This window comes from Candidatus Hepatobacter penaei (genome assembly GCF_000742475.1).
GTDB lineage: Bacteria > Pseudomonadota > Alphaproteobacteria > Holosporales > Hepatobacteraceae > Hepatobacter > Hepatobacter penaei.
Genome location: NZ_JQAJ01000001.1, coordinates 167,213 through 180,785, shown reverse-complemented (window position 1 = coordinate 180,785; position 13,573 = coordinate 167,213). Strand labels below are relative to the sequence as shown.

Genomic DNA, 13,573 nt, shown 5'->3' with positions numbered 1-13,573 from the left:
AGCAAGGTCCCCCTTTATGGCGCTAACAGATTTTTTGTTCTCTATTTCTTTTCTGGGCTTTTTCTACCCCCTTGTGGTGGGGTTGTTACTCACCCTGTTGCTGGCTCTTTTTGTGCATTCATCTGCCTCAAAAACCACATCGTCTAAAAGCAGCACCAGCCGTTTGTTGTCCACCCTCTCCAGTGCACTGTTCCCCTTAAAAGGGTCGAAGCAAAACCTGCTTGGCAAGGTGTTTCAAGACGCCATGCACACGTTAAGAAACTATACAGGGTCTGGTAATTTTCCCTATCAGTTGCCTTTTTACCTGATGGTGGGATCAGAAAGTGCAGGCAAAAACACGCTTCTTGAAAAACTGGATATACCGGTGCCTGTAAACCGCGACGGGGCTATGTCCCTCGATCCCCCGTGTGATTTTTGGTTTTTTGACCTGGCGGTGATGATGAACCTTCGCGGCGATCTTTTTATGGAAAAAGAAACCACGCTGTCAAAAAATGAGGAATGGCGCTCGTTTCTTAGAATTCTGCGCAGCACCCGCCCCAACCAGCCTCTCAACGGGGTTGTGTTGTGCATATCGGCAGAAGAGCTCCTCACCCTTGACACACAAACATTGGCTGTGCGCGCCAATCATGTCTATGAAAAATTTCATGAAGCCCAAACCAATCTCGGCATCAAGCTCCCCATTTTTTTGGTTATCACCAAAACAGATCGTGTCTCGGGCTTTTCAAGCTTTTGCCACCAAATTCCTGACGAAAAAAAGGGCGATATCTTTGGGTGGTCCACCCCCTATTCGTTGGATCTTCCCTACCATGAAAGCTGGGCGGATGAAATGTTCAGCAGCGTCTTGTCGCAAATCATGCGCCTTCAGCAAGAAATGTTTGTGCACGGCCATGTGATGAGTGAAAAAGATGGGCTGTGCCTGTTTCCCCACGAGTTTCAAAAACTCAAAGACCCATTAAGCATCTATCTCAAAAATCTTTTCTCGCGCACCAAGGTCGCCAAAGGCCTTTTGCTGAGGGGGGTGTTCTTTGTGGGCGACGGCTGCATTCACTATCACGAAACAGCCAACAAACTGCAAAAAGCCATGAAAGCCTCTTTGCAAAAAAAGAATCTTTTTGAAGAAAAAAGCAATGTCACGCTGATGTCTGCCCCTCCGGCTCAGCGCGATATTTATTTTAATAAAACGCTTTTTAGGGATAAGATTTTTTCTGAGCAAGGGTTAGCATCCCCCTTGACAGACAGCCTGTTGTCTAAAAACTATTCCGTTAAAATCATTCAAAGCGGTGCCATCTTATTTCTTATCTTGGGCTCGCTTGGTCTTTTCCATGCCTATCGACGGCTAGACAAAACCAAACACATGATTGTGCCCTATGTGGACGAAATTGGGAGTGTCATCCAACGCGCCATTACCCGTGAGCGGGACGAAAAACTGGACCACGCTTTTTTTCAAAAACAAGCCCGCGCCCTTTTGCCCGCCGTCATCAATGTATATACCCACCGTCTCTACTCATGGTTTTTGCCTTTTTCGTGGCTCTCACCTTTGGAAACGAAGATTCAGCGCGTTGTGGAGCTGGCCTATTATCAGGTAATTTTTAAGGCCATTGTGCAAAAGCTCAATGAAAACATGGATGACATTGTGAAAGGCAATGTACCCGACGCACACACAACCCTTAAGAAGGTTGCAGGCGTCAACCCCTTATATACACCGTTTTTCCATGAAATGGAGCGCTATGTGGTGACCTTGAACCTGTATCAAAGCATGACAGAAAAATATAACAGCCTGCGCCATTCAAAACGCTTTGAAGATTTTGGATTTCTTGTCAACAATCTGTTTGGGTTTCAAGTGCCGTCCTCTTTTGCGCAAGCGTCAAACTCGTTTTATACACACTTTTTATCCAACACCAAAGAGTCTGACCAAATTCAATTCTTTTCCTATGGCAAGCCCGCCTTTGAGCGCTTTTTGTTTTATAGAAATCGGTTTCTTGATAATGGGTTTAAAACAGAGCACCTCTTGCCTAATCTCACGCGCCTTGTGAAGCACCTGAATTTGTTCTGGTCTGCCCATGAAAACTATGGGCTCAAAGATTTGCGCACGTTGGCCAAAACCTTGGCAGACAGCATCAACACCTTTTCTTCCCCTGAGTCAGCTTGGCTTTCTCAGCGCACCTTTGCACCAGGTCCTGGCTATGAAACCCTGTTGAAGAAAATTGCGTTGCTCAGACTGTTTGAGCCCGAGACGGCCGGAAAATTCCAAGAAAAATCTCAAATCGCTTTCGAGCGTTTAAAGGGCACATTGGCGGCCACAGGATCGCCCGTGGTGGGAAAGATTTTTACCGTTGACCAAGACGGGGCCTTCCACATTTCCACGGCCCTGCTCAATTTTCAAGGCTTGCTCAATCTTTTGTTGAGTCAACCGTTTATGTATCCTCCCCATGAATCGCCGCCCCTTAAAAAAGAAAGCTTTGACCGCTACCTCACATGGAATACGCACACCTTGTCAGAGGCGATTGACCTCATTAAAAAGTTTGAAGATTTTTTCAAAAACCGCCTCGCGAGCCTGCCCCCCAAAACCCGTGATGTGTTGCAACGGGTGTGTTTTCACACGCTGGGCCGCACCGTCTATGGCAAAATTTATGATGCCCAAGAATTTGTGCCCATTGATCAACACATGTCGACGTTAGCGCCCGAGGAAACCTATCTCACAGAGGTGCGTAACCTCAAAACCCTGGTGCCTGTGATTGGGCCGTTGTTGAGCACGCTCAAAAAATCCGACTTTACCGACCTTTACACCAGTTTAAAAGACATTGTGCATGACCAAGCCTTACATATTTTAGAAAAGATTAACGCCATTTATGAAAGCGAAGCCCCCTATGAGCCCCGCCAAGACATTGTGACGCAATGGCGCGGCAACCCACGGCATGTGTTTGCAGCCTTTGGCGCCTCAAGCCAGCAAGACCTCAAAAACTATCTCACCAACCAAAGAGAGCGCTTGCGCTACCTCGCTAAAGAGTTTGCTGGGCCGGCCGTTGAGTTATTGAAGATTATCTATACCTCTGATTCGTCAGCCCTGCCCCACCTGATGCTGAAATGGTCAGATATTCTCACCCAGCTTCAATTCTATGAGCGCAATGCCGCCAACACCCTTCAGATGTTGGAAAGCTTTATCAGCACCACATTGCCTTCTCTCACCTTAGAAGGCTGCCCTATTTCTCTCCACCTGGCTAAAAATCCTGCCGGCATTGATTATTTTCTCGACCGTATCAACAGCATCCGCGCCTCTTTTGCGCGCCAATGCGCGTTGGCCAACCGCGATGCATCTTTGGCTTCGTACAAAAAAATCACCAGCTATTTCAACACACACCTGGCAGGGCGCTATCCCTTTACGCCGAAAAATTTTGAAACAGATGAAGATGTTTCCCTTGAAAAGTTGAAAATTTTCTTTTCCATTTTTGATAAGGAGGGCCCTTATGTCAAAGAGCTGCTCACCCGCGAGGGGCGCAAAAAATCACACTATCTCAAAGCGCTGAATTTTATTAAGAGCATCGAAAAAACGCGAGCCTTTTTCAGATTATGCATTGATACATCTGGGGAAGATAAGGCACCTTCTGTGCCCTTAGAGGTCACCTTCCGCACACAGAAAGATCAAGAAAAGCAAGCCAATCAGCTGATCAGCTGGAGCCTTCTGGCTGGTGAAAAAACGGTTTATGCCAAAAACAAGACAGCCAAAGTATGGTGGAGCCAAGGATCCCCCCTCAAAGTTGATTTTAGATGGGCGCTGGGCAGCCTCTATCGCCCTGTGCCATCCTCTCTCCAGCCATGCCTCAATGTTGATGGCTTAACAGCCAGTTTATCTTACAGTGGCGATTGGGCCTTGTTAAAAATGCTGCAATATCAGCACGCAGAGGTTGTGGGCGACGGTGACAACCAAAGCGTCATGGTGCGTTTTTCTATCCCCACGGGCCTGAAAAATCAACTCTACCCCAAGCTATGCGGTCAAGACACCCTGCCACCACCTGAGGCCAATGAGCTTCTTGTGTTCATGAAAATAGGCTTGGTGGATGGTAACAGCGGCAAATCCTTGGCGATTCCAAAATCCTTCCCCTTTATTGCGCCCACCCTGTCGCAATTGGAGGCGCAGGAAGCAAAGGGCAGCATGGAGGAAAACAAAACCAAGGCCTGTCTCATTCCAAAGGATCCTGAAGGCCCATGACGATCAAAAACCTTCAACCCCTTTTGAAAAAAATAAGCCCCAAAAACCCTTGCGGTGAGAACCTGCGATACACCGCGATTTATGATGAACTCAAGACACTGCGCAAGGAAGACAAAACGGGATTACCCCAAGGCGCTTGGCAAGAAGAATCTCCGAAGGCTGATTGGTATCGCGTAGAGCGCATCTGCATGCATGCTCTGTCTCAAGAATCTAAAGATCTGCAAATTGCTTTGTGGCTTACAGAGGCCTGGTTTTTTCTTTATGGCCTTGAGGGTCTTTTTCAAGGCACACACCTCACACACCAATTGCTCGAACATTTTTGGGACTCAATTCACCCGCAGGTTGATGACCCGGCTGAACGGGCTTATCTTTTGGAATGGCTCTCCAGAACCATGAGTGATGCGTTGCTGGAGATTCCCATTTCTCAGCCTGACACCGCAGGCATCGAGCCTTATACCCTGGCCAACTATATTGATGCCCAGCACCTAAGCGCCCTCAGTCAAAAACAACGCAATCCAGGCAAGTTTTTAGAAGAAGAGGGGCGCCCGCTCAAGCATGACGTGCAGCAAAGCATTGCAGACACCAAGCAACGTTTTTATGAAATCTTTGAGCAAGACTTGTTTAAAAGTCTTGATGCCCTCAACCAACTTGATCAATTTTTTTATGATCGAACCCAGGGCGCCGAAGAGGCCCTGCTCAGCAACGCCACCAAAAGAATCAAAGAGATTATTGATTGCTTGCCTGATTTCAAAAAAATAGCCAAAGTGGTGACGCCGCGCCCAGAAGAACCCAAAGGGTTGCTAAACACTCTTAAAAAGCTGACAACGCCGGCCCCCGAAGAGGTTGCCTTGCCAGAAAAGCAACCAGACAACGCTGATCATGAACTAACGCCTGCAGCGCCTCAAGACAAACCCACCTCAGATGATCCCTCATCGCGTCAAAGCGCGTATGCGTTATTGAAAAAGGTGGCCCTTTATTTATGCGAACATGATCCCCAAAGCCCCGTGCCTCATTTGTTGACACGCATTCACAGCTGGGAAAACAAGAGCTTTCCCGAAATTGCCAATGACTTTGATAACCCCAAAGATGCCTCCTTGTGGCTTGCTGAGTTTTGCAAGAAAAAGGATACGCAGGCCTAAGCCCCTAAGAAGCCAGGCTGCTGTCCATCATCCAGAGGGATTTTTCACACGAAGACAAATAGCCCGTCAACAAATCCACCGTCACGGGATCGTGATGCTCTTCTGCCACCTGAATGGCTTTTTTGAGCGCCTCACACAAATAACGATAGTCATGCTGAACATCACGCATCATGGTGGCAGAGGGCTGATTTTCCACTTCTTTCACTTGCGAATGCGCCAAAAACGTCGCCAGGGTGCCAGGCACAGGCGCGCCAAGCTGGCGGATCCGTTCTGCCAGCACATCAATGGTTTTGGCCAGCTCTTGATAGAGCGTTTCAAAAAAGGCATGCCACACAAAAAAAGACGGGCCTTTCACATTCCAGTGATAATTTTGCACCTTGGTATATAAAACATATGTATCCGACAAAATAGATGTCAGGCTTTTTACGCAATCAGACATAGAGAATCCTTTCCTTCTTCACGAAACACCCTACCCAGAGCACCCGCAGCGTCAGGCATGGTCTTCTTTTTTTGCAATCACCACGGCAGCAGGACGCAACAACCGATCTCCCAAAAGATACCCTTCTTGCATCACATCCACAACCGTGCCGGGATCTTTTTCAGATATATCTTCCCGGATCGCCTGATGAAACGCGGTGTCAAACGGGGCACCGAGGGCTTCAATTTTCGTGACGCCTTGTTTTTTTAAAAAGGCCGTCAATTCTGCCTGAATCATGGTCAGCCCCTCAAACAATCCCTTCACCATGGGATCGGGCGCATCGCCCACAGGCGTGGTTAACGCGCGGGTCACGTTGTCCATAACACTAAGAATGTTTTTAAGAAGCGCAGTGGTGCCGTGCTTGCGTATATTTTGACATTCTTGCTCATGGCGTTTGCGCATGTTTTCCATATCCGCCAACACGCGCATATATTTATCTTGAAGCGCTTGGTTTTTCTCTTCAAGCGCAGCCACCACGCTTTTTTCATTAGCCTGAGCGCCCTCTTCAGCAGGAACGGGGGGTTCACCTTCGGCGTCCTCTTCTACAACGGCGTGGCCCTCTTGAGGGTCAGCGGGTGCGCCTGTATCTTGATGCTCTTTGTTTTTTTGATCCATAATCGCTCCTTTATCCTATATCATCACACGGCCCAAAAGGGCAGCTGTATAATCCACCATGGGCACAATACGCCGATAATCCATGTATGTTGGGCCCAACACCCCCACAGCCCCCACAACGTCACCGGATCGGTCATGATAAGGGGCCACCACCACGGCGCAGTGACTTGATTTTAAGAGAGATTGAGACCCCACAAAAATCTGCACCACCTGATCTTGAATGGTAAGATCCAACAAGGTCAGCAAATCTTTTTTCACATCTTGCGTATCGAGAAACACTTTGAGCGTGTGCAAGTCATTGGCTTCCACCCAGGTTTTCAAAAGAAAATCTTGCCCCCTCACAATCAAAGCTTCATCGTGATGATCTTTAAAAAGCGTTACACTGGCTTTGACGAGGTGGTGAGACAAACGATCCATATCCCACAGGGTTTCCTCACAGGCCTCTGCCACAAAATCGCGCGCTTGATGAAGGGTTTTCCCCCGGATATGGGCATTGAGATAGTTGGCCGCTTCTTGCAGATGATGATCCTTTATATCACCACAGGTTGGCATCACATGTTTTACAATCGTACCATCCAGCATCACCAACATCGCCAACACTTGTTTCGCTTCAAGACAAACAAACCCCACATGCTCAAGGCAGGGCTCAAAAAGGGGCGCTTTCACAATCCCTGCACACATAGAAAGGGAGGAAAGCATAGCTGTGAGTCCCTCAAACATTTCTCGAGACACCGTAAGCTCGCTGTCTACCTTATGTTCAAGAGTCTTTTTATCCACATCCGAAAGCGGGTCCATAGCCAAGAAGCGTTTCATCACAGAACGCAACCCCTTTTCTGTGGGGATCCGCCCAGAGGATGTGTGAAGGGACGTCACCAAGGAGAGCTCTTCTAACTCTGCCACAATATACCGCACCGTGGCTGGCGAAAGCGCAGGGATCAGACGTTTCGCCAAAGCCAAAGAGCCCACGGGGGCACGTGTCTCCAGATAGATATCTACCAGGTGATCAAGGACATTAAGGGCGCGCACGTCAAGTTCGTTCATACCCCCCATTCTAACCTGTTGATGACACTTTTCAATAAAAGACTTACGCAAACAAGCCTGCGCCGCACCATTCTTGCTTCTTTGCGCAGGGTATGTGTTTGTTTTTTTAAGGGGCTCGCTTTATGGTGGCTTGAGCTATCACGACCTTTCAGGCACCCTACCTCAAGACTATTTGATCACATAGAGAAACCGCTCAATCATGATGCGTATTTTGCAGGGGCGCCTTAAAGGGCGAAAACTCGCGCCCCATGACCCATGGGTCCGGCCTACCAGCTCGTATCGCAGAGAAATGATCTTTAATCGCCTCATGCATGCAGACCCTGCGCTTGACCTTCCCTCATGTCGCGTTTTGGATGTTTTTGCCGGCACAGGCTCTTTAGGGCTTGAGGCCTTGTCTCGTGGCGCGGCGTTTGTCACCTTTGTGGAGCCTCAAGCCACCACACGCCACAAGCTGGATAGCTTTCTCAAAACCCACGACCTCACAACCTGCACCTCGCTTTTGGCCTGCGCGGTGCCCCACCTGCCACCCTGCACGATGCCGCCCTATCATCTTTGCTTTCTTGATGCCCCTTATGGTCAGGCGTTAATTCCTCCGGCTTTGGATAACCTTCATCGCGGCCATTGGCTCACCCCGCGAGCTGTCCTCATTGCAGAAACTGACAAACGAGAGGCCTTACCCCTGCCGCCCTTTATCACCCTTGAGCACACTACCACCAAAGGCAGGACGCATGTGCATTTTATGTCCTACATGCCCGCCCTCACGGAAGAAGACGCGTCTTAACCATTATCGTGTGCGCAACGTAAGAACCCGCAACAGAAGGCCAAGCCAGAGTCCAAGAGACAGATCCAAAGGGGGGACCAACCGAAAGGCTCTAGCCAGGATTCATCACATCAATGGGAAAAGTCACCGGAACGCGCCGATCTCCCAACATAAGAAACCCCTTCAAGCACACGGAATAGGTACGCTTTTCTTGGTGATAGTCAATAGATTCAACCTCAGGCTCGCGCAGCCGCTTTTCATAAAGGCGCACCATTTGAATAATCTTTTTTTTCACGTCTTCCTTATTTTCAAAGAGCGCACGAGAAAAATCGGGGAAACCAAAAAAGGGCGGATAGCGTGACAAAACCTCACCCTCCTCGGGGTCTATGTCTTGCCGCACCACAGAGCGCGTGTTGAGCAGAATGAAAAGCTCCTTGGCCACCGATGCCTTCACGCCCTCTTCATCCAGACGATCGGGAGCATCTAGCGTCAGCCGATCAAAAAGCGGCGGCAAAAAAACACCTTTCTTTTTTGTGCGCATCACATCACCTTGTTTTGACCATCTTCGTCTCTACAGCGCGGGTTATCTTGGTCCCTGCGCACGCTTGACGGCTTCTTTCACCACATCTTGTTTCAAAATTTCGGGCAACACAATCCCTTCAGGCGCACCAGGCCCAAACACGGCATTAAAGGGAATACCAGCTCTTTGAAATGTCTTGAGAAAAAACGCGATGGTCTCATTGGTGTGCGTCCAATCCCCGCGCATACACACCACCGACGCATCGGTCAAAAAGCGTGTCATCTCCTTGCGATTCAGCACCATTTTCTTGTTCACCTGACAGGTCAAACACCACGCAGCTGTGATATCCACCAGCACCACACGACCTTGGCTCACAAAGGTGGCGATATCTTCTGGGCGAAACGTTTGCCAGCGCAGGCCAGAAGATGAAGCCACCACAGAAGGTGCGCGGGCAAAATAGGGTTTCGCCAAAGGCGCTAAGCATAAAAGAATCAGATGCATTACCAGAAACGCAGAAGCCAGGCGCACCCCCCGCGCCCTTAAGAAAAACCCCACCAGCACAAGCAAAGAAAGAACGCACAACAGCCACACATACATCCCCTGAAAAGGCCAACTCAACAAGGCAATAAACCACCCCCACGTGCCCAGCAAGAAAAGACTGAGCACGACCTGAAACGTCCATAACCACCGACCCGGTTTGGGAAGACGAATATGATGAGAGGGCAACAACGCCGCCACCCAGTAAGGCGATGAAAACCCAAGCGCCAGCAGCGAAAAGACCGCAAGAATTTCACCCACCTGTTGAGACAAGGCAAACCCCACGGCGGTGCCCACAAAAGGCGCCGTGCAAGGCGTGGCAATCAGCACAGAAAAAACACCCGTAAGAAAGGCTCGCGCCGTATGCATGGATGGCAACGTGTATTTTTGGAACAACACGGCCACATTGACTTCAAACATATTCCAAAGCTGGGCGATAAACACAAGAAGCATGGCCGCCATACAGCTTAAAAAATAAGGATTTTGAAAATGCAACCCCCACCCCACCGTATGGCCCAGGAGTTTTAAGGAAATCGCCACCAGCGCCAACAGCATAAATGCCGCGAAAATGCCCGCCACACTGGCCCACAAATCCCCCACCAGCAAAAAACCCTTGGGGCAGCGATTTTTTGTGAAAACAAGCAGTTTCACCCCCAAGACGGGCAACACGCAGGGCATGAAATTGAGCAAACACCCCCCTAAGAAAGATATAAACAATACCCACAAAAAAGAGGGACGGGCTTTTGGGGGCTCGGGAAAAGAAAAAGGCTGAATATGATGCGGCGCCTCAATTTTATAAGAAACAGACACATCCAAGGCGCGACATTCATGATGATGGCACGCAAACAAGAGAAATTGAGCCTGAAGATGCGCCGTTGGTGTGGGATGGGCAAAATCAATCTTAACCGGCAGCACGAGGCGCTGTTGATACGTGGGTGTGTGAAACCCCTCTTTAAACACCCATACAGGATCTGGCCAAAAAACCTTATACGTACGCACAGAAGGCATACTTTGCAAAACCAGCGTTGGCGCCGCAGAAAAGGACGCACCTTGGGCTTGCACAGACCAGTCTTTTTCAATGATCATCTCCAGCGTAACCAAAGCCTGCATGTGATTGGGAGAAAAACGGCATGACAAAGGCTTGATACTCACCACAGGCGAAGCCTTGAGCACACTCACGCACACAGGCGCGCAGACGAGAAAAACCCAAAAAAGGCGTAAAAAACAATGCATCGTCTTTTCCCCAAGAAAGACTTTGTTAGTGTATCATGCGTGACAATGGTAAAAAAATGAAATGAAATCTCTTCTTCATGAAAACACAAAGAGCCGAATCTCTCGTAAATTATCTGTTGATTTCTCCGCCCCATCTTGAAAGTACACCCTTTCCTAAGACGGTGATCTTTATGTTTGCCCATGATAAAGACGGCGCCATGGGGTTGGTGTTAAACAGGCTCCTTGACAGCATTACCTTAAGCGCCTTTTTTGAAGAAAATGCAGATGATGAATCCACCATGCTCCCGGTATATGAAGGTGGGTCTGAAGAAAGCGAGCGCAGCTTTGTTTTGCATATGCAAAAACAAGATACGCCCGCGCAAGAGCGCAATGCAAAAACCTCCGGACCAACCTTTCATGTCACACCCACCATTGACTTTCACCCCCACAACAACATCAATGCACCCCACGTTTTGCTGACTTTGGGATACACCTCGTGGGAGCCTGGGCAGCTGGAAGATGAAATTCAGAACAATCAATGGTTGCTGCTGGAAGCCACGCCAGAATTTGTGTTTTCTGTGCCTGCACGGGAAAAATGGGATCATGCCATCCAGCGCCTCGGCATTCAGCCCCCATGCTTTGCCTCCATGGGTGGCCACGCGTAACCCCCAAGCCCGGGGTTAATGCAACGTTGAAAGCACCTTCTGCAGTCGTTCTTTGAGAAACGTGCGCACCTTTGCTTCGTGGTGCCAGTGCACATCAATGTGAATCACGGAGGGTAAGGTGGCATTTTCGGGCCAGCGCAACCAATCTTTTTCTGTGGTGACAAGCGTGGCGTCTTTTTGCGCGGCCTGTTGCGCAATGGAATGAAGGTCTGAGAACGTGTAAGGATGGTGATCGGGAAAAGCAGAAAACCCCACCACGTTGACCTCCATCTTTTTCAAGGTGTGTAAAAATTTTTGAGGATAGCCCAGGCCGCACACTCCCCACACCTTGGTTTTAGCCGGCAAGGGATGGCTCGGCAAAAAATCGGCATAAAACACAGGCACAACGCCATGTGCTGACCGCTTGCCCCCCACATGCACCACAGCGTGCGTCCTGGACAAGCCCTGTTTGACGGTTTCACGCAAAGGACCTTGGGGAAACACATACCCATTGCCCACACCCTGTTTATGGTCATAGACAAGCACATTGATATCTGTTTTGATATCGCGCTGCTGATGTCCATCATCCAGCACAAGCACCACGTTGCGTTGAAACGGCACCACACCTAACGTTTTTTTGCGCCGCCGGCACACCAACGTGGGCACATAATGGGACAAAAGCAGCGCCTCATCCCCTACATCTTTATAGGTGTGAAGCGATGCGTCCACCCACAAAGGCTTACGTTGCTTCGCGCCATAGCCTTTTGAAATCACTACCGGGTGATACCCGATGTTTTTCAGCATCTCACTCAACGCCTTCACCACAGGGGTTTTCCCCGCCCCCCCCATCACAAGGTTGCCCACAGAAATCACAGGAAACGGGGCTTTTTGGGGGCGTCGCACCCATCGGCGCAGTCGGGCAAAAAAGCGATACACCCACGTCAACGGCCAGAGGTTATAGCACCACAGCCCTGGATGTTTTTGATACCAAAAAGACGGCGCTTTAGGCATGCACGACCCCTTGCTGTGTGAGTAATGTCATATATCCCTCAAGCACGGTGTGATAGCGTTCTTGCACCAAGGCCTGAGCACGTTTGCCCATAAGTTCACAAGTTTTTTGTTCATCTAGATAGCCAGACACCTGTTCACCCATCGTAGAAGCTTGCACCACCCCTACGGCCTTTTTTTGCTGAAAAAGCGCAAACACGTCGGCCTGCGCCTCCATAAATGGCCCACACAGCACACAGCACCCATAGGCCGCCGGATCAATGAGATCATGCCCCCCGACCCCTGGAAACAACGACCCCCCCACAAACACGATATGACTGTGTGCATACACATTGCGCAACAGACCCATTTTGTCAATGACCACCACGCCGTCAACGTCCTTGAGTGCAGCAGACGACTGCCACCTTTCAACCTTCACCCCCCTTGCGATTACCTCATCACACACCTCAGACACCCGTTTTGTGTGTCGGGGCGCTAGGATAAGCACAAGGTGAGGATAGCGCTTCTTAAGGGCAGGATAGAGATCTAGCCACGCTTTTTCCTCCCCCACATGGGTGGATACAGCGCTGATCACAAAAGGGGGTTTGCTTAGCATAGGAGACGTTTTGCCCGGCGTAGAAGGATAACGATTATGTGCCTGCACCAAAGCAGGGTCCAGCTTGGTCCACTTCAAGGATCCCAACACATGAACATGGCGCGCGCCCAACGCTTTGAAAAGAGAGGCTTGCGTGTCTGAAGGCACACAACACACCAAATCTCGCCATATAGAGGTAAAAAGGGGCTTCACAAACAGCCAAAAACGCGCACTCTTGGCTGACATACGCGCGCCCAAGACCGCACACATAATGCGTCGGTTGTGAAGCGCCCAAAACAAATGCGGCCAAAAATCATGCTCACTCAGCAAAAAGCACCGCGGACGCCAATGGTTGAGAAAGTGGCGCCAAAATAAGGGATGATCGAGTGGACACAGGGTGTGAATCACGCGCCCGCGTAATGTATCACACGCTTCAATCTTTTTGCGCCACAGCCGCGCCGATGATGCCGTTGAGGTGGTGAGCACAATCGTCTCTTCACCATAAGCGAGCAACGCACGCATCACCCCCTCAAGGGCCATGGATTCCCCCACCGACACACCATGCATCCATATCACACCGCCCCTGGGACGAGCCGGCAAACACACCCCCATTTTCTGACGCCAATAGGTTTTCTCCTCCGCGCCTCGATACAAACGCCACCACAAGATAAGTGGATAGACGGGCCACGCCAGAAAACACAACCCACGATATAAACACAACACCCCATCACTGATGTTCACAAAAACCGCTTTCACCCTTGCCTAGACACAAAAAATAACCTCTGATCACAGGTTCTATGCCCCTTCACTTCACCTTGTAGGTGGCTTTCATCATAAA

Annotated in this window: 11 protein-coding genes; 4 read left to right on the top strand and 7 right to left on the bottom strand. The window is 49.7% G+C overall.

From position 1 onward, the window contains the following. Window positions 1-16 precede the first annotated feature (16 nt). Together IG82_RS0101035 and tssA are read left to right on the top strand one after the other, a co-directional pair. Entirely contained in the window at window positions 17-4,207 is a 4,191-nt protein-coding gene (locus IG82_RS0101035) for a type VI secretion protein IcmF/TssM N-terminal domain-containing protein (RefSeq protein ID WP_031933832.1), read from the top strand. Beyond that, window positions 4,204-5,346, top strand: a complete 1,143-nt coding sequence (tssA, locus tag IG82_RS0101030; RefSeq protein WP_031933831.1) for a type VI secretion system protein TssA — start codon at window positions 4,204-4,206, stop codon at window positions 5,344-5,346. Before IG82_RS0101035 ends, tssA begins: the two co-directional genes overlap by 4 nt. A 4-nt stretch (window positions 5,347-5,350) precedes the next feature. Here the strand turns inward: tssA and IG82_RS0101025 are convergent, their stop codons facing one another. The 3 genes from IG82_RS0101025 to hrcA are packed head-to-tail and all read right to left on the bottom strand — an operon-like array spanning window position 5,351 to window position 7,480. Then, entirely contained in the window at window positions 5,351-5,785 is a 435-nt protein-coding gene (locus IG82_RS0101025; RefSeq protein WP_031933830.1) for a Dps family protein, read from the bottom strand. 51 nt (window positions 5,786-5,836) lie between these two features. Further along, window positions 5,837-6,439, bottom strand: coding sequence for a nucleotide exchange factor GrpE (locus IG82_RS0101020; RefSeq protein WP_052545559.1), 603 nt, complete (start codon window positions 6,437-6,439; stop codon window positions 5,837-5,839). Window positions 6,440-6,454: 15 nt separating this feature from the next. Continuing rightward, complete coding sequence (gene hrcA, locus IG82_RS0101015) at window positions 6,455-7,480, bottom strand: heat-inducible transcriptional repressor HrcA (protein WP_172642844.1); 1,026 nt, start codon at window positions 7,478-7,480, stop codon at window positions 6,455-6,457. Between the two features lie 199 nt (window positions 7,481-7,679). Here hrcA and IG82_RS0101005 point away from each other — a divergent pair, with 199 nt between their 5' ends. Further along, the gene (locus IG82_RS0101005; RefSeq protein WP_082191985.1) at window positions 7,680-8,261 is read left to right on the top strand and encodes an RsmD family RNA methyltransferase; all 582 of its coding nucleotides are present in this window, start codon (window positions 7,680-7,682) and stop codon (window positions 8,259-8,261) included. 91 nt (window positions 8,262-8,352) lie between these two features. On the opposite strand, the gene tssE is transcribed toward IG82_RS0101005, so the two are convergent. Both tssE and IG82_RS0100995 read right to left on the bottom strand, forming a co-directional pair. Beyond that, a complete protein-coding gene (tssE, locus tag IG82_RS0101000; RefSeq protein WP_031933825.1) occupies window positions 8,353-8,781 on the bottom strand; it encodes a type VI secretion system baseplate subunit TssE in 429 nt (142 codons plus the stop codon). Window positions 8,782-8,823: 42 nt separating this feature from the next. Then, window positions 8,824-10,530: a protein-disulfide reductase DsbD family protein gene (locus IG82_RS0100995; protein ID WP_082191984.1), complete on the bottom strand. Its 1,707-nt coding sequence runs from the start codon at window positions 10,528-10,530 to the stop codon at window positions 8,824-8,826. A gap of 77 nt (window positions 10,531-10,607) precedes the next feature. On the opposite strand from IG82_RS0100995, the gene IG82_RS0100985 reads away from it, so the two are divergent. Continuing rightward, window positions 10,608-11,174: a YqgE/AlgH family protein gene (locus IG82_RS0100985; RefSeq protein ID WP_031933823.1), complete on the top strand. Its 567-nt coding sequence runs from the start codon at window positions 10,608-10,610 to the stop codon at window positions 11,172-11,174. Between the two features lie 15 nt (window positions 11,175-11,189). Here the strand turns inward: IG82_RS0100985 and lpxK are convergent, their stop codons facing one another. Together lpxK and IG82_RS0100975 are read right to left on the bottom strand one after the other, a co-directional pair. Next, window positions 11,190-12,164, bottom strand: a complete 975-nt coding sequence (gene lpxK, locus IG82_RS0100980; RefSeq protein WP_031933822.1) for a tetraacyldisaccharide 4'-kinase — start codon at window positions 12,162-12,164, stop codon at window positions 11,190-11,192. Further along, window positions 12,157-13,476, bottom strand: a complete 1,320-nt coding sequence (locus IG82_RS0100975; protein WP_156095281.1) for a 3-deoxy-D-manno-octulosonic acid transferase — start codon at window positions 13,474-13,476, stop codon at window positions 12,157-12,159. Before IG82_RS0100975 ends, lpxK begins: the two co-directional genes overlap by 8 nt. Window positions 13,477-13,573: the final 97 nt, after the last annotated feature.